Source organism: Nocardioides panacisoli, assembly GCF_019448235.1.
Lineage (GTDB): Bacteria > Actinomycetota > Actinomycetes > Propionibacteriales > Nocardioidaceae > Nocardioides > Nocardioides panacisoli_A.
In genome coordinates this window covers 2,451,620-2,475,819 of the sequence record NZ_CP080409.1, presented here as the reverse complement: position 1 = coordinate 2,475,819, position 24,200 = coordinate 2,451,620, and the positions used below count along the sequence as shown (strand labels likewise).

The following is a 24,200-nucleotide window of genomic DNA, read 5'->3' as shown; positions in this document are numbered from 1 at the left end:
GTCCGGGCTAGGTGGGGTTTCCGTTCACCGAAAGCGGCGACAGGGCGCGGCCGATGCTGCGCGCCGAGACCTGCATCGCCGAGGCCAACTGGGCCTGCTGCTGCAGGTTCGGCACCACCACGCCCAGGGAGGCGACGACCTCGGTGCCGCGACGGATCGGCACCGCGATCGAGCACGCACCGAGGGTCATCTCCTCGGTCGTCGTGGCGATGTCCTCCTCCAGTACCCGGTCCAGCTGCCGCTGCAGGAGCCCGGGCTGGGTGATGGTGTACGGCGTGTGCCGGCGCAGGTGGGCGAGCACCTCGGTGCGCACCTCCGGCGGTGCGTGGGCGAGCAGCACCTTGCCGACGCCGGTGGTGGACAGCGGCAGCCGCACCCCGATCTCGCTGATGACGGGCACGGAGGCGTGGCCGGCGAGCCGGTCGAGGTAGAGCGCCTGGGTGCCGTCGCGGACGGCGAGGTGCACCGTGGCGCGGGTCGCGCCGTAGAGGTCGTGCAGGAACGGGGAGGCGAGCTCGCGCAGTCCCGTCTCCACGGGGGCGAGCAGGCCGACGCTCCACAGCCGGCGCCCGATCACGTAGTCCCCGGAGTCGCGCCGCTTCACCGCGCCCCACGCCGCCAGCTCCCCGAGCAGGCGGTGCGTCGTGGCCACCGGGAGGTCCGCCCGGCGGGCCAGTTCGCTCAGCGTGAGCGCGCGGTGGCGGGTGTCGAAGGCGGCGAGGATCGACAGCGCTCGCGCGGTCACGCTGCGGGTCGACGCGACCGATCCCACGGCCTCGACGTTCCTTCCGCTCACCGGAAAACCGTACTGCCGACGTGGTCGTCGTCACTCCTAGGGTCGCGGCCACGGTGAGACCGGCGTCACGCACGCCGCCTCGCGATCGACCAGACGACCGGCGTACGCCGGGCCCGGGCCAGGCGCTCCACGCGCCGGGAGGAGAGAACGACATGACTCGATGGGGATGGACGCTGCGGGCGTCCGCAGCCGCCGTGATCGCTGCCGCCGCGCTGGCCGGGTGCGGCGCCGGCGGCGGTGGCGGGGAGGTCCAGCAGAACGAGGCCGGCCTGGACGAGGTGTCGGTGGGCGTGATCCCGATCCTCGATGTCGCCCCCATCTATCTCGGGCAGGAGCAGGGCTTCTTCGAGGACCAGGAGATCGAGCTGGAGCTCGAGACCGGACAGGGCGGCGCCGCCATCGTGCCCGGCGTCGAGTCCGGACAGTTCCAGTTCGGCTTCTCCAACAACACCTCCCTGCTGCTGGCCAAGGAGCAGGGCCTCGACGTGCAGATCGTCGCCGCCGGCAACAGCTCCAACGGTGAGGTCGGCTCCGACTTCGGCGCCGTCGTGGTGCCGAAGGGCAGCGACATCAAGGAGCCGGCCGACCTCGCCGGCGCCCGCGTCGCGGTCAACACGCTCAACAACATCGGCAGCACCACGATCAACAAGGTGGTCCGCGACGACGGCGGCGACCCGACCGCCATCGACTACGTCGAGCTCGGCTTCCCCGACATGCCCGCTGCCGTCGCGCAGGGCCAGGTCGACGCCGCGTGGGTGGTCGAGCCGTTCGTCTCCATCGCGACCGGTCAGGGTGCGACGCCGATCATGTCCAACTTCGCCGAGACCGACCCCGAGCTGATGGTGGCCAGCTACTTCACCTCGGGCGCGACCGCCGAGGCCAACCCGGAGCTCGTGGAGCGCTTCACGACCGCCATGAACGAGTCCCTCGAGTACGCCGAGGAGAACCCCAACGAGGTGCGTCGCATCGTGCAGAGCTACACCGAGCTCGACGCGGCGACCGCGGAGCAGGTCGCGCTGCCCGCGTGGCCCACCGAGATCAACACCGACTCGCTGGACCTGCTGGCCGACCTCGCCGTCGAGGACGGCGCCATGGAGGAGAAGCCCGACATCGAGGCGATGCTTCCGTGACCTCGGCGGTACTCACGACCCGGCGGCGGGGGACCATGGGGGGATCCCCCGCCGTCCTGGGTGGCCTGGGCGTGCTCGGGTTCCTCGCGATCCTCGAGGTCGTCCCGCGCATCGGCCTGGTCGACGCCCGGTTCTTCCCGCCCTTCAGCGAGATGGCGGTCGCCCTCGGTGAGCAGCTGGGCACCGCCGGCTTCTGGACCGACCTGCTCGCCACGCTGCGCGGCTGGTTCCTGGGCCTGGCGATCGCCGCCGGCGCCGCCGTCCTGATCGGCATCGCCATCGGGTCCAGCACGCTGTTGCGCACCTACACCGCGTCCACGATCGAGTTCCTGCGGCCGATCCCCTCGGTCGCGCTCATCCCGCTGGCCGTGCTGCTCTACGGCACCGGCATGGAGGCGACCCTGCTGCTGGTGGTCTACGCCAGCTTCTGGCAGATGCTGGTCCAGGTGCTCTACGGCGCCCAGGACGTCGACCCGGTCACCCGCGACACCGCGCGGTCGTTCCGCTTCAGCACCTGGCGGCGCATCCGGTCGGTGCTGTGGCCGACCGCGCTGCCCTACGTCATCACCGGCTTCCGGCTCGCCGCCTCGGTCGCGCTGGTGCTGGAGGTCTCCGGCGAGCTCATCATCGGCAGTCCCGGCATCGGCAACCGCCTCGCGGCCGCCCAGACCGCCGGTGCCGTCGACACCCTCTACGCCCTCGTCATCGTCACCGGCGTCCTCGGCGTGCTGGTCAACCTGCTCGCCCGGTTCACCGAGCGCCGCGTCCTGCGGTGGCACCCCTCCCAACGACAGGAGGCCACCTCATGACCGCCCTCAGCCGCGCCGCCCAGGTCCTCGCGCTGCCGGTGCTCCTCGTGCTGGCGTGGTGGTTCGCCACCGCCAACAGCACCAGCTTCTACTGGCCGCCGCTGAGCGAGATCCTCGGCTCGGTCCACGGCACCTGGTTCGAGGGCCGGCTGACCACCGACGTGCTGCCGAGCCTGGGCCGACTGCTCGCCGGGTACGCCGTCGCGGTGGTCCTCGGTGTCGGGCTCGGCGTGCTCGCCGGGTCCTCGCGCACCTTCCGCGCGATCGCCGAGCCGCCGCTGGAGTTCCTGCGCGCCATCCCGCCGCCGGTGCTGGTGCCCATCCTGATCCTGCTCGCCGGCGTCGGTGACCAGATGAAGATCCTGGTCATCGCCACCGGGTGCCTGTGGCCCATCCTGCTCAACACCATCGAGGGCGTCCGCGCCGTCGACCCCGTGCTGCGCGACGCCGCGGCGGCGTACCGCCTCTCCCTGCCCACGCGGGTGCGGACGGTCATCCTGCGCGGTGCCAGCCCGCAGATCGCCGCGGGGTGCCGCCAGGCGCTCTCCATCGGCCTGATCCTGATGGTGATCAGCGAGATGTTCGCCGCCACCAACGGCCTGGGCTTCACCACCATCCAGTTCCAACGCAGCTTCGCCATCCCGGAGATGTGGAGCGGGATCATCCTGCTCGGCGTCATCGGGGTGCTCCTCGCCCTGGTGTTCCGGCTGGTCGAGGGCTGGCTGCTGGGCTGGTACCACGCGCTGCGCGCTGCCGAGAGGAAGGGCTGACCGTGCCGACCCCCGCCCCTGACGCGATCGAGGAGACCGCCGTGACCGAGGCCGCCACCGACCCGGTGCTCGCCGTCGAAGGACTGCAGAAGACCTACCGCGGGAAGGGCCGCGACGTGGAGGCCATCCGCGACCTCACCTTCTCCGTGGACCGAGGGGGGTTCGTCTGCATCGTCGGCCCTTCCGGTGCCGGCAAGACCACCCTGCTGCGCTGCATCGGCGGCCTGCTCGCACCGACCGACGGCACCGTCACGTTGGACGGCACCACCGTCGACGGCCCGCCCGCCGACATGGCGGTGGTCTTCCAGGAGTACGGCCGCAGTCTCTTCCCGTGGCTGACGGTCGCGCAGAACGTCGAGCTGCCGCTGAAGGAGAAGGGCCTGTCCAAGGACCGCCGGCGCACGCTGGTCGAGGAGTCCCTCGACGCGGTCGGCCTGGCCGACTTCGCCGCGGCGCACCCCTACCAGCTCTCCGGCGGCATGCAGCAGCGCGTCGCGATCGCCCGGGCGGTCGCCTACGAGCCGAAGGTGCTGATGATGGACGAGCCGTTCGCGGCCGTCGACGCCCAGACCCGCGCCGAGCTGGAGGACCTGGTCCGGTCCCTGTGGTCGCGGCTGGGCATCACCGTCCTCTTCGTCACCCACGACATCGACGAGTCGGTCTACATCGCCGAGCGGGTCATCGTGCTCTCCGGCAGCCCGACGGTCGTGCTCGGTGAGGTGCACGTCGACCTGCCGGCCGAGCGCGACCAGCTCGCGACCCGGTCCTCGACCCGGTTCGGCGAGCTGCGCTCGGAGGTCTACGGGCTGGTCCAGGACGCCAAGCGCGGAGTCCGCCCCGACGCGTCGTGATCCCCGCCGGCCGCCACCCGGGGGGACGTGCGTGGCCGGCGGCCCTCCGGGGGCGTCAGCGCGCGCGTGTCAGCGGCCTCCCGGCCCTCCCCGGGCGGAGCGGTTTCGGGGAAGTGACAGGTGCCTCGCGTGAATGCCCCGACACGCCCCTGTGAGGCGCTTGTCCGCGCGGACGACCCGTGGTGGGTACCCCGGTTTTCCTGAGGTAGCGTGCCCTCGTTCCCTGACGGATCCCGAAAGGCTGGCAGGCATGGCCGACGTGACCAAGGCGCTCGATGACGCCGGGTTGACCAACACCCATGTTCGTGAGTACGTCGCACACTGGGCTGAGGTGACCGGCGCCGACCGCGTCGAGGTGGTCAGCGCGGCCGATGACGCACGACTGATCGACGAGGCCCTCGAGGCCGGGGAGCTGCTCCCCGTGGGTGAGGGGCGCTACTACTCGCGCTCCTACCACAAGGACACCGCCCGCGCCGAGGAGCGCACGATCGTCGCCACCAACGACGAGTCCGACCGCGGCGTCTACAACAACTGGCGTCCCGCCGAGGAGATGAAGCCGCTCCTCACCGGCCTGATGCAGGGAGCCTCGGCCGGCAAGACCATGTACGTCATCCCCTACCTGATGGCGCCCAAGGGATCCCCGCTGGAGAAGTTCGCCGCCGGCGTGGAGCTGACCGACAACCGCAACGTCGTACTGCAGATGATCCGCATGGCCCGCGTGGGTGCGGAGTTCGTCAACGACCTGGGTGACTCCTTCGTGCGCGCCGTCCACGTCACCGGAGACCTGGAGAACCTCGGCCAGGGCACCGAGGACGACAAGCGCTACTTCGTGACCGTGGCCGACGAGCGCACGATCCTGCACTTCGGCTCCTCCTACGGCGGCAACGCGCTGCTGGGCAAGATCGCCCACGGCCTGCGCCAGGGCTCCTACGACGGCTGGAAGAACGGCTTCCTGGTCGAGCAGTTCATGCTGCTGGGCATCGTGGACAAGGAGACCGGCAAGAAGTACCACATCTGCGGTGGCTTCCCGAGCGCCTCGGGCAAGACCAACCTCGCGATGACGCTGGCCCCCGACGCCCTCGGCGACCGTTACTACGTCGAGTTCTACGGCGACGACATCGCGTGGCTGTGGGTCGGCGACGACGGCAAGCTCTACGGGATGAACCCCGAGTTCGGCGTCTTCGGTGTCGCCAAGGACACCAACGAGAAGACCAACCCGACCGCGATCGACTCGATCGTCCCCGGGACCGGCTCGATCTTCACCAACGTCGCCTACAACCCGGAGACCCAGGAGGTCTGGTGGGAGGGCAAGACCAAGCAGAAGCCCACCGACGAGGGCTGGCTGGACTGGAAGGGCGAGCCGATCGCGGACCGGAGTCCCGAGGACGCCGACCTCCCGTGGGCCCACCCCAACAGCCGCTTCACCACCACGCTGGACAACGTGCCCAACGTCGCCGAGGACTTCGAGGCCCCGGCCGGCGTCCCGATCGACGGGATCATCTTCGGTGGCCGCACCAGCGACCGTGAGCCCCTGATCCGCGCCATCGACGACATCGCCGAGGGCGTCTACGACGGCCTCACGCTCGGCGCCGAGGCGACCTTCGCCGCCGACGGCCTCGAGGGCGTGCTGCGCTACGACCCGATGTCGATGCGCCCGTTCATGTCCTACCCCGAGGGCGCGTACGCCGAGCACTGGCTGAAGGTGGTCGGCGCGGCGACGGAGAAGCCGCAGTTCGCCCACGTCAACTGGTTCCAGAAGGACCCCGAGGACGGGCACTTCCTGTGGCCGGGCTTCCGGGAGAACCTGCGTGCGCTGGTGTGGATGATGCAGTACAAGAACGGCGAGGTGAAGGGCGTCGACACCCCCGTCGGCGTCATCCCGGCCAAGGACGAGCTGCTCCTGGACGGCATGGACCCGCAGGCGCTGGCCGACCTGGACCGGATCCTCACCATCGACATCACCCGCTGGAAGCAGGAGATGGGCTTCCGCGAGGAGCACCTCAACCACTTCCACAACCTGCCCGACGCGATCTGGGACGCCCACCGCCGGGTGTCCGAGGCCATCGACGCCGCGGAGTAGTCACTCCTCGCACTCGCTCCGGACCGGCCCCGTGGACCTGACCACGGGGCCGGTTGCGTTGTTCTAGGGTCGGCCCATGCGGGCGGTCACGTGTCACCAGGGCCAGTTGCAGGTCACCGAGGTCGCCGACCTCGACCCGGGCCCCGGGCAGGTGCTGCTCGACGTCGAGCGCTGCGGCATCTGCGGCTCCGACCTCCACGCGCGCGTCCACGCGGACGCGACGGCCGACGACGTCGCCGAACTCGGCTACCCCGACTTCATGCGGTCGACCCACACCGTGGTCATGGGCCACGAGTTCGTCGGCACGGTGGCGGCGTACGGTCCGAAGTGCCGGGAGGCGTGGCCGATCGGCACCCGCGTGGTGGCACTGCCGATGCTGCGGCAGGACGGCGAGATCCAGCTGACCGGGCTCTCGGAGAAGGCGCCGGGCGGGTACGCCGAGCAGGTGCTGGTCGCCGAGGCGATGGCGATGTCGGTGCCGGACGGTGTCAGCGCCGAGGACGCGGCACTCACCGAACCCCTCGCGGTCGCCCTGCACGCGGTCCGCAAGGGTGCGGCGGGGCGGCGTGACACCGCGGTGGTCATCGGCTGCGGCCCGATCGGGCTGGCGGTGATCGCGATGCTCAAGGCGACCGGGGTGAAGCGCGTGGTCGCCAGCGACCTGTCCGCCGGCCGCCGCCGTCTCGCCGAGGCCTGTGGCGCCGACGTCGTGGTCGACCCGCGCGAGGACCCGCCGTGGGACCACCTGGGCCGCCGCTACCTCACCGAGGCGACGGCGCTCGCCGACACCGGGCTCGCCGCGATGGAGAAGCTGCGACGCGTGCCGAAGCTGCCCTGGTGGCAGGCGATCCGTGCCGCGGAGCGGGCCGGGGCGACCCCGCGGGGCCCGGTCGTGTTCGAGTGCGTCGGCGTACCGGGCATGATCGAGCAGATCGTCACCGACGCGCCGCTGCTCTCGCGGGTGGTCGTGGTCGGGGTCTGCATGGACGCCGACTCCTTCCGCCCGTCGATGGCGATCAACAAGGAGCTGGAGCTGCGCTTCGCGTTCGCCTACGACCCGGCCGAGTTCCACCAGACCCTGCAGTGGATCGCCGCGGGCAAGGTCGACGTCTCGCCCTTCGTCACCGGCACCGTCGGCCTGGCCGGCGTCGCCGACGCCTTCGCCGACCTCGCCGACCCCGAACGCCACGCGAAGATCCTCATCGACCCCCGCCGCTGACCCAGGAGTGTTGAGTGCTCACTTGTTGCGGTCGAGTCTGCAGAAGTTGACGGTTGAGTCGGCACTTCCTGCGCCGAGGGCGCGAACAAGTGCTGACTCGACGCGCAAGAACTCACGACTCGACGCGCAAGAAGTGAGCACTCAACGGCGGGGGACGGCCAGGGGTGTCGGGTCGGAGCGGCCGCGGAGGACGGTCTCGCCCTGCTGGCACCAGTGGGCCGCCTCGGCGTCGTTGGCGGCGCAGACGGCGTCCCAGGTGGCCAGCAGGTGGCCGTCGACCTGCTTGGCGAGCTCGGTGAGCCGCGCGGCGGAGTTCACGCTGTCGCCGATCACGGTGTACTCGAAACGCTGCTCGTGACCCACGTTGCCGGCCACCACGGTGCCGGTCGCGACGCCGATCCCCGCACCGACCTCGGTGACCTCCTCGGTCAGTCGCGACGCGACTGACCGGGCCGTGGCCAGGGCCGCCCCGGCGTGGTCGGGCAGCTCGACCGGGGCGCCGAAGATCGCCAGCACCGCGTCGCCGACGAACTTGTTGACCAGCCCGTGGTGCCGGTCGACCTCGTCCACCACCACGCCGAAGAACCGGTTGAGCACGTCGACCACCTCGACCGGCGTGTGCTCGGTGGCGTACGTCGTGGAGCCGATCAGGTCGACGAAGAGCACCGACACCGTCTGCACCGAGCCGCCGAGCGCGACCCCGCCGGTCTCGTCGAGTGCGGCGGAGGCGACCTCGTCGCCCACGTGGCGTCCGAAGAGGTCGCGGATCTGCTCGCGCTCGCGCAGCCCCTGGACCATGTGGTTGAAGCCGGACTGGAGCAGCCCCAGTTCGGTGCCGTCGTACACCACGATGTCGGCGTCGAACTGGCCACGGCGCACCTCGGCCATCGCATCACGCACCGAGAGCACCGGAGCGACCACCGCACGAGCGTTGAGCGCGGTCACGAAGAGGCCGATCAGCAGCACCACGCCGCACACGACGATCGTCACCACGGCCAGCTCGGTCAGGCTGGTCTCGTCGTCGACGAGCGCGATGAGCCCGGTCACCATCAGCCCGGCCAGCGGGGCCGCGGTGCCCAGCATCCAGAAGATCACCATGCGTCCGCCGACCCCGACGCCGCGCACCCGCACCGTCGCCGGGGCGTCCGCCATCGCACGCGCGGCCACCGGGCGGAGCGTGAACTCGGTCAGCAGGAAGGAGATGCAGCAGACGACGACGGCGGCGATGCCGACCGTGAGGCCGGTGGCGACTGCCCGGGACGGCTGGATGATCACCGCCAGCAGCGTGAACACCACGGTCGCGAGCAGCCACAGCGCCAGCTGCATCGCCGTCAGCTGGAGCGGCACCTTCAACGCGCGGCGCCGCTCCCGCAACGTCGGTGCCCCGCGCGCGGGATCGGTCGCCCACTGCAGGGCGTGCAGCGACTGGGTGGTGCCCCACACGACGCCGACCACGATCGCCACGCCGAGGTAGGTCGGCACGGCGATCGACCAGGCGATCCACGTCTCCCGGCTCGGCGCCGGGGTCGGCACCACGAATTGCGAGATCACGAACACCACGACCGCGCCGGCCAGGTTGGTGGTGATCAGGAAGACGGTCAGCAGCAGCTGCACGCGCACCCGCAGCCGCCGCAGCGACTGGTCGGCCGATCCCAGGATCCGGGCCCCGAACGGCGCGCGGCGGCGTCGGGTCTCGGAGCGGCGGGCCATGGTCGGGAGCGTAGTGGCCCGCCGCGGCCGCGACGGTCAGTTCCGCGCAGCGGCGAGTACGCCGTCGCGCACCGAGCGCTCCTGCTGCACCGCCCAGCCGATGCCGGAGAGCCACAGCGCCGCGATCACCGACGCCAGCGCGAGCACCGTCGTGCCGGCGGCGCCCGAGGCCTGGGCGATCGTCACGGTGTTGGTGAGCACGATGAGGCCACCGGCGGCCACGCCCAGGACGCGGGCCGGGAGCCGGCGGACCAGCCACGCCGCGATCGGCGCGGCGACCACGCCGCCGGCGAGCAGGGCGCCGGCGTACCCCCACGGGATCTCGGTGTGGGCCAGGGCGAGCAGGAAGCCGAGCGAGCCGCCGACCGCGACCACGAACTCGGAGGTGTCGATCGACCCGACCACCTTGCGGGGCTCGAGACGACCCGAGGAGAGCAGTGTGGTGGTGCCGACCGGGCCCCAGCCGCCGCCCCCGATCGCGTCCAGCGTGCCGCCGGCGAGGCCGATCGGCACCAGGAAGCGAGCCGAGGGGCGTGCGGCGAACGTGGGACGGCGGCCGCCGAGGACCAGGAAGCGCCAGATGACGTAGCAGCCGAGCGCGAGCAGGATGCCCGCGACCCAGGGCTTCGCGGTCGCGGCGTCGAGGCTGACCAGGAACGTCGCGCCCGCGAAGGCGCCCACGAAGCCGGGGCCCGCGAGGATCCCGACGGTGCGCCAGTCGACGTTGCCCAACTTGTGGTGGGAGAAGCCCGAGACCAGCGAGGTGCCGATCTCGGAGAGGTGCACCGCCGCGGAGGACGCGGCCGGGGCGACGCCGACCGCCAGCAGCAGCGTGGAGGACGTGACGCCGTACGCCATGCCGAGCGAGCCGTCGATGAGTTGGGCGAGGAGCCCGACGAAGCCGAGGACGAGGAGTTGGCGCACCGGACGCCCCTTTCTGTGCAAACCCAATTGACATTACAAACTCTAGTGAGTTGCTAGAGATTAGACGGTGGTGCTGCGCTGCGCAACCTGATGGGATCGACGGCGTGTCCTTCAGCGCCGCCGAGATCACCGACGCCTACGCCGCCTTCCACGACCGTGTCGCCGGATTCGTCGCGTCCCGCGACTGGCACGGGTACGCCGACCTGTTCACGCCCGACGCCACCTACGTCGAGCACGCCATGGGCACCTTCGTCGGCCGCGAGGAGATCCGCGCGTGGGCGGTCCGGACGATGGGCAGCTACCCGGGCAGGGTGATGACCGGGTTCCCGGTGTCGTGGCAAGTGGTCGACCCCGACGAGGGACGGCTCGTGTGCGAGGTGCGCAACCCGATGCCGGACCCCGGCGACGGCACCCTGCTGGAGGAGCCCAACATCACGATCATGACCTACGCCGGCGACGGCCTGTTCTCCCGCGAGGAGGACGTCTACAACCCCTTGCGGTTCCACGCCCTGGCGGTGCGGTGGGCCCGCCTCGCGGTCGCGCACGGGCACCCGGACGCGGAAGCGGACGACGTACGCGCGTTCCTCGAGAAGTTCGACCGCTAGCCGCCCGCGTGTTGGCAACGTCTGACAGGCTCGCCCCATGAACGTCCCCGGCGGTGGCGCCGCCAAACGACTCGTCCTCGAGGTCGTCGGCTGGGTGATGCTGGTGGTCGGGATCGCGGCCCTGTTCCTGCCGGGGCCGGGGCTGCTGCTGATGTTCGGTGGTCTCGCCGTGCTGTCCCAGCAGTACGACTGGGCCGCGCGCTGGGTCGACCCGGTGCGGCTGCGTGCCCTGCGCGGAGCGGCTGAGGGCGTCGAGACGTGGCCACGGATCCTGATGTCCAGCACGCTCGCGGTCGCCCTGATCGGGTTCGGCGTGCTCTGGGTCGTGGGTCCGGCCGCCCCCGGCTGGTGGCCGGTGAGTGACGCGTGGTGGCTGCCCGGTGGCGCCTGGACCGGCGTCACCCAGATCGTGTCCGGGATCATCGCCGGCCTGCTGATCGTCTACTCCTACCGCCGCTTCCACGACAACCCCGCCGCGGTCGCCGCGCTCGAGGGCGACATCGACGACGCCGACGACGACCTGCCCTGGCACGAGGATGAGGACGCCGACGCCGACGCCGACGCCGAGGGTGGAGGGTTGTCGGGCACTCGCTGACCTTGTCTGGCACTGCAGTGCCGGACAAGGTGGGTGATCCCCGGTCGGCCGGGGATCGCTCCCCGCGATCTGTCGACCCCGACGGATAGGGTCGGGCCCGCCATGGGACTCCACCTGCACCGCGCGACGCGGACCGACCACCTCGCCGACGGGCTGGGTGCGGTGTTGGCCGAGCCGCTGGCGGATCCGTTCGCGAGCGAGGTGGTCGTGGTGCCGGCCAAGGGGGTCGAGCGGTGGCTCTCGCAGCGACTCTCGCACCGCCTGGACCCCGACGGCCGTGACGGGATCTGCGCCGGGGTCGACTTCCGGTCGCCGCGCTGGCTGGCGCGCGAGCTGCTCGGCATCGGCGAGGACGACCCGTGGGACCCCGAGGCCCTGACCTGGCCGCTGCTGGCGGTCATCGACGCCAGCCTCGACGAGCCGTGGGCGGCGACGCTCGCCACCCACCTCGGCCACCACCACAGCGGCGAGGAGGCCGAGCTGCGACGCGGTCGCCGGTTCGCCACCGCACAGCGCCTCGCCCGCCTCCTGGCGTCGTACGCCGTCCAGCGGCCCCGGCTGCTCGCCGACTGGTCCGCGGGGCGCGACACCGACGGCCTCGACCGCGACCTGCCCGCGGACCTCGCCTGGCAGCCCGAGCTGTGGCGCCGCCTGGTCGCGGCGGTGGGGGAGCCGGACCCCGTGCAGCGCCACGCCGAGGCCGTGCGTCGATTGCGGGAGGGCGCCGCCGCGGTCGACCTGCCCGAGCGGATCTCGCTGTTCGGCCACACCCGGCTGCCCCGCACCGAGATCGAGCTGCTCGACGCCCTCGCCACGCAGCGCGAGGTGCACCTGTGGCTGCCGCATCCCTCGCCCGCGCTCTGGTCCGCGCTCGCCGGTGTCGACACGGCGGTCCCCCGTGCGGAGGACCGCAGCCACGAGGCCGTCGGGCACCCGTTGTTGGCCTCGCTGGGGCGGGACGTCCGCGAGCTCCAGCGCACCCTCGGGACGGTCGGGGCGGATGCCCCCGATGAGTCCGGACGGGCTCGACCACCGGTGGTCGAGCCGGTCGAGACGCTGCTCGGTTGGCTGCAGGCGGACCTGCGGGCCAACGCCGTCGGCGACGCGACCGCGCGGCCGTTGGACCGCGAGCGTGACCGGTCGGTGCAGGTCCACGCCTGCCACGGTCCGGCGCGCCAGGTCGAGGTGCTGCGCGAGTCGCTGCTCGGCCTGTTCGAGGACGACCCCACCCTGGAGCCGCGCGACGTGGTCGTCATGTGCCCCGACATCGAGACCTACGCGCCGCTGCTCGCGGCCGGGTTCGGGCTCGGCGAGGTCGTCGGCGACGACGGCCACCCCGCCCACCAGCTGCGACTCAAGCTCGCCGACCGCGCCCTGGACCGCACCAACCCGTTGCTCGCCATCGCCCTGCGCCTGCTCGACCTCGCCGGCGGACGGGCCGGGGTCGGCGACGTGCTCGACCTCGCCCACGCCGACCCGGTACGCCGCCGCTTCGGCTTCCGCGACGACGACCTGCAGCTGCTCACCACGTGGGCCGCCGAGGCCGGGGTCCGGTGGGGCTTCGACGCCGCCCACCGCGCGGAGTACGGCCTCGAGGCCTACGTCGCCAACACGTGGCAGTTCGGGCTGGACCGGATGCTCGCCGGAGCCGCCATGTCGGCCGACACCGGCACCTGGCTCGACCGCACGCTGCCGCTGGACGACGTCGGGTCGGGGGAGGTGGAGCTGGTGGGCCGCCTCACCGAGTTCGTCCACCGGCTCCGCGAGGTGACCGACCTGCTCACCGGTGCCCACCCCCGTGAGCACTGGGTCCACCACCTCCACGAGGGCATCGTCGCGCTGGCGTCGGTGCCGCCACGCGACCACTGGCAGCTGGCCCAGGTCCAGCGCGAGCTGGCGCGCGGCACCCGGGAGCGCGCCACCGAGGGAGCCGAGGCGACCGAGCTGCGGCTGCCCGACGTCCGGGCGATGCTGGGCGACCGGCTCCAGGGGCGGCCCACGCGCGCCAACTTCCGCACCGGCGCGATGACGGTGTGCACCATGACCCCGATGCGGTCGGTGCCCCACCGTGTCGTCGCGCTGCTCGGCCTCGACGACGGCGTTTTCCCCCGGGTCGGCATCACCGACGGCGACGACGTGCTCGCCCGCGACCCCGTCACCGGCGAGCGCGACGTCCGCAACGAGGACCGCCAGCTCCTGCTCGACGCGATCGCCGCGGCGACCGACCACCTGGTCATCACCTACACCGGCGCCAACGAGTACAGCGGTCAGGAGCGGCCGCCGGCCCCGCCGCTGGGGGAGCTGCTCGACGCCCTCGACGCGACCGCCCACCACCCCGAGGGCACGGTCTCCCGCGCCGTCACCGCCCGCCACCCGCTGCAGCCCTTCGACCGCCGCAACCTGCTGCCCGGCGCGCTCGTGCCCGGGGAGGCGTTCAGCTTCGACCGCGCCGCCCTGCGCGGCGCCCGCGCCGCCGCCGGGCCCCGGGTGCAGCCGCCGCGGCTGCTCGCCGGGCCGCTGCCGCCGGCACCGCCCGAGGACGTCGCACTGGAGGACCTCCTCGCGTTCTTCCGCTCCCCGGTGCGCGGCTTCCTGCGCGACCGGCTCGACCTCACCCTCCCGCGTGAGGAGGAGCGCCTCGACGACGCGCTGCCCGTCGAGGTCGACGCGCTGGTCAAGTGGGCCGTCGGCGACCGGGTCGTGCGTGACCTGCTGGGTGGGCTCGACCCCGAGCAGGCCAAGCAGCAGGAGTGGCGGCGCGGCGTACTCCCCCCGCGTCAGCTGGGGTGGCGCATCCTCGGCGAGGTGCTCGGGCAGGCGCGCCCGATCGCGGCGGAGGGGCTGCGGCTGCGCACCCGGCAGGCGACGGCCGTCGACGTCGAGGTGGACCTCGGCGGCGGCCGGATGCTGCGCGGCACGGTGCCGGAGGTCTTCGGCGACCGGCTGGTGCCGGTCCACTTCGGCCGTCTCAACGCCGGCCACCGGCTCCAGTCGTGGATCCAGCTGCTCGCCCTCGCGGCCGGCGACGAGGACCGCGCCTGGACCGCGTGCACCGTCGGTCGTGCCGGGGGCCGTGCGGAGTCCCCGGTGACCACCTCCCTGCTGGGGCCGCTGGACCACACCGCGCGCGACCTGCTGCGCGACCTGGTCGAGCTGCGCGACCGCGGGCTGCGCGAGCCGTTGCCGCTACCGCTGAAGACCTCGCTCGCCTACGCCCGCAAGCGGCGTACGCGCGTCGATGCGCCGCAGGCGCTCTCCGACGTGACGCGGTTCGAGTGGAGTGACGGTCGGTTCCCCGGCGAGCAGTCCCAGGACGAGCACGTCCGCGTGTGGGGTCCGCGCGCCGACCTGCCCGGCGCCGACCGGGCGCCGGAGCCGGGGGAGGAGCAGCCCGCGGAGGAGACCCGCTTCGGCGCCCTCGCGCTCCGGTTGTGGGGCCCGTTGCTGACCAGCGAGCAGGGGAGCTGGTGACCGGCATGGAGGACCCCGTGACGACGTCCACGCCGACACCGCAGCCCTTCGACCTCGCGGGCCCGCTGCCCGAGGGCACCACGCTGCTCGAGGCCAGCGCCGGCACCGGCAAGACCTTCACCCTCGGCGCCCTGGTCACCCGGTACGTCGCCGAGGGCCACGCGCGCCTGGAGGAGATGCTCGTCATCACCTTCGGTCGCGCCGCCACCCAGGAGATGCGCGAACGGGTGCGATCGGCGATGGTGGGTGCCGAGCGGGCGCTGGCCGACCCGGCCACGGCCGACCCCGACAACACCCTGCTCACCCACCTGCTCGACGCCGACGAGGCCGAGCGCGCGCGGCGCCGTCGTCGGCTCCGTGACGCGCTCGCCTCCTTCGACGGCGCGACCATCGCGACCATCCACCAGTTCTGCCAGCTGGTGCTGCGCTCGCTCGGGGTGGCCGGTGACTCCGACACGACCGCCGACCTGGTGGAGTCGCTGGACGACCTGGTGGTCGAGGTGGTCGACGACCTCTACCTGCAGACCTACGGCGACCACCGGGGCACCCCGCCGTTCGACCGGGCGGCCGCCCTCGCCCTCGCCCGCAAGGTGGTCGACGACGCGCAGGCGGACCTCGCCGAGCCCGACGAGGGCAACACCGCCGCCGAGGCCCGCGTCGGCTTCGCGCGCGCCGTCCGCACCGAGGTCGAACGACGCAAGCGACGCCGCGGCGTCCTCTCCTTCAACGACCTGCTCAGCCGGCTCGCGACCGCGCTCGAGCAGGCGGACGGGCCGGCCCGCGCCCGGATGCGGGCGCGGTGGCGGATCGTGCTGGTCGACGAGTTCCAGGACACCGACCCGGTGCAGTGGCAGGTGCTGGACCGGGCCTTCACCGGGCACGCCGCGATGGTGCTCATCGGCGACCCCAAGCAGGCGATCTACGCCTTCCGCGGCGGCGACGTCGAGACCTACCTCCGGGCCGCCGCCACCACGACGACCCACGCCACGCTCGGCACCAACTGGCGCACCGACGCCGACCTGCTCGACCGGCTGCAGGTGGTGCTGCGCGGCGCTGGGCTGGGCCACACCGAGATCGTGGTGCGCGACGTCGCCGCCCGCCACGCGGGCACCCGGCTGGCCGGGGCGCCGTACCCCGCCCCCTTCCGGGTCCGACAGGTACGCCGCGACGGGTTCCGGTTGAGTCGCTACGGCGAGATCTTCGCCGGTGACGCGCGCAGCTTCATCGCCGACGACTGTGCGGCCGACATCGCCGGGCTGCTCGGCTCGGGGGCGACCTGGGACGGCCGGGAGGTGCGTGCGGGCGACATCGCGGTGATCGTCGCCGAGCGCGCCCACGGCCACCTGGTGCAGCGTGCATTGGCTCGCCTCGGCGTCAATGCGGTGCTGCCCGGCGGCGACCTCTTCGCCACGCCGGCCGCGGACGAGTGGCACGCCCTGCTGACGGCGCTCGCCGCACCCCACCGGTCCGGACTGGTGCGGGCCGCGGCGCTGACCCACTTCTTCGGCCTCACCGCCGAGCAGCTCGACGCGGAGGGGGAGGATGTCACCGCGCGCGTCGCGGACGTGCTGCGCGGCTGGGCGGTGCTGCTGCGCGGGCGAGGCGTCGCCGCGCTGGTCGAGGCCGCCGAGGAGCGCGGTCTCGGCGCGCGCGCCCTGGGCGAGGTCGACGGCGAGCGCTTCCTCACCGACGCCCGCCATCTCGGCCACCTGCTCCACGACGTCGCGGTGCGCGGCGACCTCGGCCTCACGGCGCTGCTGGACTGGTTCCACGACGAACGCACCCGCACCGCCCACCGGGGCGAGCGGCCGCGACGCCTGGACTCGGACGCGGCCGCGGTGCAGATCGTGACGATCCACGGCAGCAAGGGGCTGGAGTACCCGATCTGCTACGTGCCCTTCGCCTACCAGTACAACGTCCGCGAGCCCGACGCCGCGCTGTTCCACGGCGAGCACGGCCGCACCCTCGACGTCAGCGGATCCGGCCGCGGTTGGCGGGCCAGCGTGGCGCGCCACCGCTCCGAGGACCTCGGCGAGGAGTTGCGCGACCTCTACGTCGCCCTGACCCGCGCCCAGTCCCAGGTCGTCACGTGGTGGGCGCCGACCGCGATCACCAGCACCGGTCCGCTGCACCGGGTCCTCTTCGGTCGCCAGCCCGGCACCGCGGAGGTCCCCGACGAGCAGGACCTCGTCGACGACGACCGGGTGGGTGAGATCCTCGGCCTCATCGAGCAGCTGGGCGGTCCGGCTGCCGAGGTCGCCCGGGTCGCGGCGCCGGCGCCGCTGGCCGCGGAGGAGTCGCGTCGCGACGTCACGGTGCGGGAGTTCACCCGCGACATCGACCACGGGTGGCGCCGCACCTCCTACTCCGGCCTCATCCGGGTCGAGGAGGCTGCGCCCGGCCCGGTCGACCTGACCGCGCCCGACGGGGCCATGGTGGCCAGTGAGCCGGAGACCACGGGCCGCGACGACGAGGAGGTCGTCGACGAGCCGCCGCAGGCGGTGGTCCCGTCCCCCGGGTCCGACGAGGTGCCCGTCTCGCCGATGGCCGACCTGCCCGCCGGGGCGACGTTCGGGTCGCTGGTCCACGCGGTGCTCGAGCACGCCGACCCCGACGCCGAGGACCTGCGCGCCGAGCTGCTCACCCACGTCCACGAGCAGTTGCGCTGGTGGTCGGTCGACGCGGCCCCCGGCGACCTCGCCGACGCCTTGGTGCCGCTGCACCACACCTCGCTGGGCCCGCTGACCGGGGGACTCACGCTGGCCGGGATCCCGCTGCGCGACCGGCTGTGCGAGCTCGACTTCGAGTTCCCGCTGGCCGGCGGCGACCTCGGCGACCGTGACGCCGCACGTCGGGCGGAGCCACGGCTGCGCGACCTGGCCCCGCTGCTGCGCCGCCACCTGCCCGACGGCGACCCGATCGCGGCGTACGCCGACCGCCTCGAGCAACCGGTGCTGGGCGACCAGCCGCTGCGGGGCTACCTCTCGGGGTCGGTCGACGTCGTGCTGCGGCTGCCGTCGGGGCGCTTCGTGGTGGTGGACTACAAGACCAACCGGCTCGAGAGCGCCGAGGACGACGCGCCGGCGACGGCCGCCGACTACGCGCCGGACCGGCTCGCCGAGGCGATGCTGCACTCGCACTACCCGCTGCAGGCGATGCTCTACTCCGTCGTCCTCCACCGCTACCTGCGGTGGCGGCTGCCCGGCTACGACCCGGCCACGCACCTGGGCGGCGTGCTCTACCTCTACGTGCGCGGCATGTGCGGGCCCGACACCCCCGAGACCGACGGCCACCCGGCCGGCGTCTTCAGCTGGCACCCGCCCGCCGAGTTCGTGGTCGCACTGTCGGACCTGCTCGCCGGAGGTGGTGCCTGATGCTGGAGCGCTGGGAGTCCGAGGACCCCGCCGACGCCCGGCTCGCGCGGGAGGCGACCGGCGTGCTGGCCGCCTTCAACGCCGCGGGCGTGCTCACCGCCGCGGACGTCCACGTCGCGGGGCGGCTGGCCGAGCTCGTGGGGGAGGCGGGTGACGACGTACGCCTCGCGGTTGCGCTGGCCGTGCGTGCGGTGCGGCACGGCTCGGTGTGCGTCGACCTCGCCGCGCTCGTCGCCGACGAGGCCGACGCCGACCTGCCCTGGCCCGAGGCGGACGGCTGGCTCGACCGCGTCGCCGCGAGCCCGTACGCCGCCCGGTCGGTGGTGCAGGTCGAGGACGGCCTGCTCTACCTCGACCGCTACTGGCGCGAGGAGACCCAGGTCCATGCCGACCTGCTCACGCGCCTGGACCATCCCGTTCCGACCGTGGCCGACCGCGACGGGGTCACGACGGACGCCGAGCGACTCTTCCCGGGCCCCGGCTACGACGAGCAGCGCGCGGCCGCGCTGACCGCGGTGACACAGTCCACCACGCTGCTCACCGGCGGCCCCGGCACGGGCAAGACCACCACGGTGGCGGGCCTGCTCGCGCTGCTGGCGGCGGATGCCCGGTCACCGCTCCGCATCGCGTTGACCGCGCCGACCGGCAAGGCGGCCGCGCGGCTGCAGGAGACGGTGGAGTCGGCGCAGCAGGGGGTCGGCTTCGAGGAGGCCGACCGTGCGCGCCTGCGCGGGCTGAGCGCCTCGACGCTGCACCGCCTGCTCGGCTGGCGGCCGGGTTCGCGCACGCGCTTCAAGCACCACCGCGGCAACCGGCTGCCCCACGACGTGATCGTGGTCGACGAGACCTCGATGGTGTCGCTGACGATGATGGCGCGGCTGCTCGAGGCGGTGCGACCCTCGACCCGGCTCATCCTGGTGGGCGACCCCGACCAGCTGGCCTCGGTCGAGGCCGGCGCCGTGCTCTCCGACCTCGTCGGCGGGTTGGCCACGCGGGCGCCGGCGGCGGTGGCCGCGCTGGCGACGACGCACCGCTACGGCAGCACCATCGGGCAGGTCGCCGAGGCGCTGCGCGACCGCGACGCCGACCGGGTGCTCGACCTGCTCCGTGCCGGTGCCGACGGGGTCTCGCTGGTGGACCCCGACGACGCCGCGGCGATGGAGCACGTCCGCGCCACGCTCGTCGACCACGCGGTCGCGGTCCGGGAGGTCGCGGCCCGCGGCGAGCGCGACGACGCGCTGGACGCCGTCGAGCGGCACCGGCTGCTGTGCGCCCACCGGGAGGGGCCGTGGGGGGTGCAGCACTGGAACCGCCAGGTCGAGCGGTGGCTCGGCGAGGAGACCGGCGCCGCGATCGGCGCCGGCTGGGGCCAGGAGTGGTACGTCGGTCGGCCGGTCCTGGTGACCGCCAACGACTACGGCCTCGGGCTGTTCAACGGCGACTCGGGCGTGGTGGTCGCCGAGGGCGAGCAGTTGCGGGCGGTCATTGCCAGCGGTGAGACCCGTTCGTTCGCGCCGTCGCGGCTCAGCGACATCGAGACGCTGCACGCGATGACGGTGCACAAGTCGCAGGGATCGCAGGCCGACGCGGTGACCGTGCTGCTGCCGCCGGAGGACTCACCACTGTTGACTCGGGAGCTGTTCTACACCGCCGTGACCCGCGCGCGGACCTCGTTGCGGGTGGTCGGCTCCGAGGCGGCCGTGCGTGCGGCCGTGACCACGACGGCCGGGCGGGCGACCGGGCTCAAGCGTCGGCTGGGCACGGAGCGGTGACTCTCGTTTCGTTCGGCGATCCGGCAATCTCGGCGCAACCAACGGCGACTACGCTCCGAGGCATGCCTTACTTGATGCGGGTGGAGCTCCCCGACGTACCCGGTTCGCTGGGTCGCGTGGCCACCGCGATCGGTGTCGCGGGCGGTGACATCGAGGCGATCGAGATCGTCGAGAAGACCGGCGACGGCACCGCTGTCGACGACGTCCTGCTCGAGGTCGAGGACGGCACGATGCCCGACTCGATCGTCTCGGCCTGCAACCAGCTCGACGGCGTACGGGTCCTGTTCATCAGCCGCTACGCCACGGGCGGCAACGTGGTGCTCGACCTGGAGGCCGTCGAGGAGCTCACCGGCGACCCCCGCGCGGCGATGGACAAGCTCATCGACCTGCTGCCGATCACCTTCCGCACCGACTGGGCGATGCGGATCCACCGCGCCAAGGGCGTCACCTACCGCACGCCCGCGGCCCCGGACGACTTCGAGTTCGTCGAGATGGAGGGGGCGTCCCGGCTGGAGATCGCCGAGGACGACGTCACCCTCTATGCGGCGTCGCGGATCGACGGCAACGAGATCGCCGTCGTCGGGCGCCGTGGCGGGCCGGAGTTCGTCGACTCCGAGGTGGCCCGGATGGGTCACCTCTGCGGGCTCGCGGTGACGATCTCCCAGCAGTAGCCCGCAGAGGCGTCCGGAAGGGCGCTACTCGATCGGCTCGAGCAGGAAGACCGGGATCTCGCGGTCGGTCTTCTCCTGGTACTCCGCGTACGTCGGCCAGGTGGCGACGGCGTGGTCCCACCACTCCGCGCGCTCCTCGCCGGTGACGAGACGGGCACGGTAGGTGCGCTTGTCAGCGCCGTCCTGCAGGTCGACCTCGGGGTGGGCGACGAAGTTGTGGTACCAGCTCGGGTGCTCCGGGGCGCCGCCCTTGGAGGCGACGGCGACGTACTTGCCGTCCTTCTCCACCCGCATCACCGGGTTCTTGCGGAGCTTGTCGCTGGAGGCGCCGACGGAGGTGATGACCACGATCGGGTCGTCACTCTCGCCGAGGGTGTTGGCGCGGGCGCCGTCGGAGGCCTCGTACTCGGCCACCTGGTTGCGGACCCACTCCCACTGGCTGGGCTCGTACTCTCCGGTGAGTGTCATGCCCAGCACAACGGGCAGCCGCGTCCGGTTGTTCCTCGAGGCGTTAGCCTCGGCGACCATGAGTGCGATCGCAGGCGTGTCGGACACCTTCGACCCCGAGCAGTGGGACGAGGTGCCGGGGTTCGAGGACCTCACCGACCTCACCTACCACCGGGCCCGGGCACACGGGACGGTGCGCATCGGGTTCGACCGGCCCGACGTGCTCAACGCCTTCCGGCCCCACACCGTCGACGAGTTGCTCCGCACGCTCGAGCACGCGCGCACCACCGGTGACGTCGGCTGCGTGATCCTCACCGGCAACGGTCCGAGCGCCAAGCACGGCAAGTGGTCCTTCTGCACCGGCGGTGACCAGCGGATCCGCGGCAAGGCCGGCTACCAGTACGAGTCCGGTGACGCCGGCGGTAGTGACACCGGCGGCGAGGAGCCGAGCCCGATCGACAAGGCCCGCCTGGGACGGCTGCACATCCTGGAGGTGCAGCGCCTGATCCGCTTCATGCCCAAGGTCGTCATCTGCGTCGTGCCCGGCTGGGCGGCCGGCGGCGGCCACAGCCTCCACGTGGTCTGCGACCTCACCCTCGCCTCGACCGAGCACGCCCGCTTCAAGCAGACCGACGCCGACGTGGGCAGCTTCGACGGCGGCTTCGGGTCGGCGTACCTCGCCCGCCAGGTGGGCCAGAAGTTCGCCCGCGAGATCTTCTTCCTCGCCGAGGAGTACGACGCCGAGGACGGCATGCGCATGGGCACGGTCAACCGTGCGGTCCCGCACGCCGAGCTCGAGGCCACCGCCCTGGAGTGGGGCCGCCGGATCAACGGCAAGAGCCCGACCGCGCAGCGGATGCTCAAGTACTCCTTCAACGCCATCGACGACGGCCTGGTGGGCCAGCAGCTCTTCGCCGGAGAGACGACGCGGCTGGCCTACATGACCGACGAGGCACAGGAGGGGCGCGACCAGTTCCTGGAGAAGCGCGACCCCGACTGGTCGCCCTTCCCCTGGTACTACTGAGGTCGGTGCGCAGGTTGCTCTCCCTCGTGCTCCGTTCGCTGGCCGCGCTGCTGTTGCTGAGTGCCGTGACGGGCTGCAGTGACGACGCCCCCGCTGCCGAGCCGTCGGTGCCGGAGGGGTGGAGCACGACCGGTGCCGCCACCGCGGGTGCGCCGACCTCCCTCGCACGGGCGGACCTGGTGGACCAGCTCACCGACGCGCTGCCCGTCGACGCGCCACTCGGCTCCTTCGACGTGACGTGTGAGGGCGACCTGGCCGGCGTGGTGGGGGCACGACAGGTCTGCACCATCGAGCGCGACGGTGGGCGCACCGGTGCGCTGGTCGAGACGATCGCCGTCGACGGCGACACGGTGCAGTGGGAGGAGCAGTACTTCGTTCACGCCGCCGACCTGGAGGAGGCGCTGCCCGGTCGGATCCGCGAGCGCGGCGGGGACGTCGACACGGTCACCTGTCCCTCGTCGCTGCCGGGCGAGGTGGGTGCGGAGATGACCTGCACTGCCACCGGTGGCATCCGCGAGGTGGCCCTGACGGTTCGGTCGATCGACGGCCTGCGGGTCGACTTCGACTTCGAGGCCCGCTGACTCCGAGGGACCGACCGATGTCGGTGGTCCCTGCCTGACTGCGGGTATGGCCATCGCAGCAAGCATCGCTCCGGACCCCGGCGTGGGGGAGCGGATTGCTGCGGTGCGGCGCGAGGTGATGGCCGCTGCTGCGGAGCCTGCCGGTCGTCTCGACGATGCTGAGCTGACCGACGCAGTGGCGTCGTTGGCGCGGTTGGAGTCGCAGGTGCAGGCGTGGCAGCTCGAGCTCGCCGCGGAGGCGGACCGGCGGCGGGTGGCCGAGACCGCAGCGGAGACGGGCACGGATGCGTGGTTGGCGCGGTTGACGGGGATGCGTCGGGAGATGCTCAGGGGGGGCTGGTGCTGGCCCAGCAGCTGGAGTCGACCTACCCCACGACGCTGGCCGCGTTGGCTCAGGGCCGGATCCGGCTCGAGCAGGCCCGGGTGATCGTGCAGAGCCTGGAGGTCACCGAGGACACCGCGAGTGATGCTCAGCGCGAGGCGGCCCAGGAGCTGCTGATCGGCAGGGCCACCGGCGAGGGCACCCGCTCCGGGGTCCCGATGTCGGCCACCCAGCTGCGGCGGGCCGCGCGTCGGGTCTACCGCACCATCGACACCGACCTGCACCAGCACCACATCGCGGCGACGGTGCGGACCAACCAGCACCGTGGTGAGACCGACACCTGGCTGACCCTCCACGACCAGGGCGACGGCCGCTACGTGGGCCGGTTCAGCCTGCCCGAGCGGCACGGCCACCTGCTCACCACGATCCTGCACAACCTCTCCACGCCCCGGCGCTACGGCACCGACACCCGCGGCGTGGCGCGCTACGACGACACCGTCGGTGGTCGTGGCGGTGAGCTCGGCTGGGCCGACCGGCTCGGCATCGCCTTCTGCGAACTGCTCGAACACGTCCCCACCGACCACCTGCCCCGCTCCGCGATCAGCCTGCTGGTCCACCTCGACCTCGCCACCCTGCGCGAGGACCTGACCGGCGTCGGGGTCGCGTCGATGTCCACCGGGGCCGACCTCACCCCGGGCGAGGTCCGTCGGATGGCGTGCGAGGCCGGCATCATCCCCGCCGTCCTCGGCACCGGCTCGGTGCCGCTGGACCTGGGCCGCAGCAGCCGACTCCACTCGGACAAGCAACGCCAGGCCCTCGCCATCACCCACGACACCTGCGCCATCGCCACCTGCGACCGGCCCTTCTCCTGGACCGAGATCCACCACCCCCACGCCTGGGCCACCGGCGGCACCACCAGCCTGGCCAACGCCCTCCCACTGTGCTGGCACCACCACCGCGCCGCCCACGACGACCGCTACCACCTCACCCGACTCAGCCGCACCGAGTGGGAACTCCGATCACGCCGACGACCACCGCCGTCGTAGGGC

The 24,200-nt window shown here is 72.7% G+C and carries 19 protein-coding genes; 15 read left to right on the top strand and 4 right to left on the bottom strand.

Annotation, left to right across the window (positions count from 1 at the left end):
- Nucleotides 1-7: 7 nt before the first annotated feature.
- Nucleotides 8-796: an IclR family transcriptional regulator gene (locus KUV85_RS12010; RefSeq protein WP_219960130.1), complete on the bottom strand. Its 789-nt coding sequence runs from the start codon at nucleotides 794-796 to the stop codon at nucleotides 8-10.
- Nucleotides 797-948: 152 nt separating this feature from the next.
- Here KUV85_RS12010 and KUV85_RS12005 point away from each other — a divergent pair, with 152 nt between their 5' ends.
- From KUV85_RS12005 to KUV85_RS11980, 6 genes are all read left to right on the top strand, one after another.
- The gene (locus KUV85_RS12005; RefSeq protein ID WP_219960129.1) at nucleotides 949-1,926 is read left to right on the top strand and encodes an ABC transporter substrate-binding protein; all 978 of its coding nucleotides are present in this window, start codon (nucleotides 949-951) and stop codon (nucleotides 1,924-1,926) included.
- A 35-nt stretch (nucleotides 1,927-1,961) separates the two neighbouring features.
- Nucleotides 1,962-2,735 carry an ABC transporter permease gene (locus KUV85_RS12000; RefSeq protein ID WP_219960128.1) on the top strand — a complete coding sequence of 258 codons (774 nt, stop codon included), beginning with the start codon at nucleotides 1,962-1,964 and terminating at the stop codon, nucleotides 2,733-2,735.
- The gene (locus KUV85_RS11995; protein ID WP_219960127.1) at nucleotides 2,732-3,505 is read left to right on the top strand and encodes an ABC transporter permease; all 774 of its coding nucleotides are present in this window, start codon (nucleotides 2,732-2,734) and stop codon (nucleotides 3,503-3,505) included. Before KUV85_RS12000 ends, KUV85_RS11995 begins: the two co-directional genes overlap by 4 nt.
- A 2-nt stretch (nucleotides 3,506-3,507) precedes the next feature.
- A complete protein-coding gene (locus KUV85_RS11990; RefSeq protein WP_219960126.1) occupies nucleotides 3,508-4,356 on the top strand; it encodes an ABC transporter ATP-binding protein in 849 nt (282 codons plus the stop codon).
- Between the two features lie 250 nt (nucleotides 4,357-4,606).
- Nucleotides 4,607-6,436, top strand: coding sequence for a phosphoenolpyruvate carboxykinase (GTP) (locus KUV85_RS11985; RefSeq protein WP_219960125.1), 1,830 nt, complete (start codon nucleotides 4,607-4,609; stop codon nucleotides 6,434-6,436).
- Between the two features lie 76 nt (nucleotides 6,437-6,512).
- Nucleotides 6,513-7,655, top strand: a complete 1,143-nt coding sequence (locus tag KUV85_RS11980) for a zinc-binding dehydrogenase (RefSeq protein ID WP_219960124.1) — start codon at nucleotides 6,513-6,515, stop codon at nucleotides 7,653-7,655.
- A gap of 141 nt (nucleotides 7,656-7,796) precedes the next feature.
- Here the strand turns inward: KUV85_RS11980 and KUV85_RS11975 are convergent, their stop codons facing one another.
- A complete protein-coding gene (locus KUV85_RS11975) occupies nucleotides 7,797-9,365 on the bottom strand; it encodes an adenylate/guanylate cyclase domain-containing protein (protein WP_219960123.1) in 1,569 nt (522 codons plus the stop codon).
- A 36-nt stretch (nucleotides 9,366-9,401) separates the two neighbouring features.
- On the bottom strand, nucleotides 9,402-10,289 hold the full coding sequence (locus tag KUV85_RS11970; RefSeq protein ID WP_219960122.1) for a sulfite exporter TauE/SafE family protein: 888 nt from the start codon (nucleotides 10,287-10,289) through the stop codon (nucleotides 9,402-9,404).
- 104 nt (nucleotides 10,290-10,393) lie between these two features.
- On the opposite strand from KUV85_RS11970, the gene KUV85_RS11965 reads away from it, so the two are divergent.
- From KUV85_RS11965 to KUV85_RS11940, 6 genes are all read left to right on the top strand, one after another.
- On the top strand, nucleotides 10,394-10,894 hold the full coding sequence (locus tag KUV85_RS11965; protein WP_219960121.1) for a nuclear transport factor 2 family protein: 501 nt from the start codon (nucleotides 10,394-10,396) through the stop codon (nucleotides 10,892-10,894).
- 37 nt (nucleotides 10,895-10,931) lie between these two features.
- The gene (locus tag KUV85_RS11960; RefSeq protein ID WP_219960120.1) at nucleotides 10,932-11,489 is read left to right on the top strand and encodes a PGPGW domain-containing protein; all 558 of its coding nucleotides are present in this window, start codon (nucleotides 10,932-10,934) and stop codon (nucleotides 11,487-11,489) included.
- A gap of 102 nt (nucleotides 11,490-11,591) precedes the next feature.
- Entirely contained in the window at nucleotides 11,592-14,960 is a 3,369-nt protein-coding gene (recC, locus tag KUV85_RS11955) for an exodeoxyribonuclease V subunit gamma (RefSeq protein ID WP_219960119.1), read from the top strand.
- A gap of 5 nt (nucleotides 14,961-14,965) precedes the next feature.
- A complete protein-coding gene (locus KUV85_RS11950) occupies nucleotides 14,966-18,334 on the top strand; it encodes a UvrD-helicase domain-containing protein (RefSeq protein ID WP_237690285.1) in 3,369 nt (1,122 codons plus the stop codon).
- Nucleotides 18,334-20,106, top strand: coding sequence for an exodeoxyribonuclease V subunit alpha (gene recD / locus KUV85_RS11945; protein ID WP_219960117.1), 1,773 nt, complete (start codon nucleotides 18,334-18,336; stop codon nucleotides 20,104-20,106). The genes KUV85_RS11950 and recD overlap by 1 nt, the downstream gene beginning before the upstream one ends.
- A 62-nt stretch (nucleotides 20,107-20,168) precedes the next feature.
- Nucleotides 20,169-20,777 carry a hypothetical protein gene (locus KUV85_RS11940; protein WP_219960116.1) on the top strand — a complete coding sequence of 203 codons (609 nt, stop codon included), beginning with the start codon at nucleotides 20,169-20,171 and terminating at the stop codon, nucleotides 20,775-20,777.
- A gap of 24 nt (nucleotides 20,778-20,801) precedes the next feature.
- Here KUV85_RS11940 and KUV85_RS11935 read toward each other — a convergent pair whose 3' ends face one another.
- The gene (locus KUV85_RS11935) at nucleotides 20,802-21,245 is read right to left on the bottom strand and encodes a nitroreductase family deazaflavin-dependent oxidoreductase (RefSeq protein WP_219960115.1); all 444 of its coding nucleotides are present in this window, start codon (nucleotides 21,243-21,245) and stop codon (nucleotides 20,802-20,804) included.
- Between the two features lie 58 nt (nucleotides 21,246-21,303).
- Here KUV85_RS11935 and KUV85_RS11930 point away from each other — a divergent pair, with 58 nt between their 5' ends.
- The 3 genes from KUV85_RS11930 to KUV85_RS11920 all read left to right on the top strand — a co-directional run bounded on the left by KUV85_RS11930 (nucleotide 21,304) and on the right by KUV85_RS11920 (nucleotide 24,197).
- On the top strand, nucleotides 21,304-22,248 hold the full coding sequence (locus tag KUV85_RS11930; RefSeq protein ID WP_219960114.1) for a 1,4-dihydroxy-2-naphthoyl-CoA synthase: 945 nt from the start codon (nucleotides 21,304-21,306) through the stop codon (nucleotides 22,246-22,248).
- 5 nt (nucleotides 22,249-22,253) lie between these two features.
- On the top strand, nucleotides 22,254-22,829 hold the full coding sequence (locus KUV85_RS11925) for a DUF4333 domain-containing protein (protein WP_219960113.1): 576 nt from the start codon (nucleotides 22,254-22,256) through the stop codon (nucleotides 22,827-22,829).
- 213 nt (nucleotides 22,830-23,042) lie between these two features.
- Complete coding sequence (locus KUV85_RS11920; protein ID WP_425299344.1) at nucleotides 23,043-24,197, top strand: DUF222 domain-containing protein; 1,155 nt, start codon at nucleotides 23,043-23,045, stop codon at nucleotides 24,195-24,197.
- The last annotated feature ends 3 nt before the right edge of the window (nucleotides 24,198-24,200 follow it).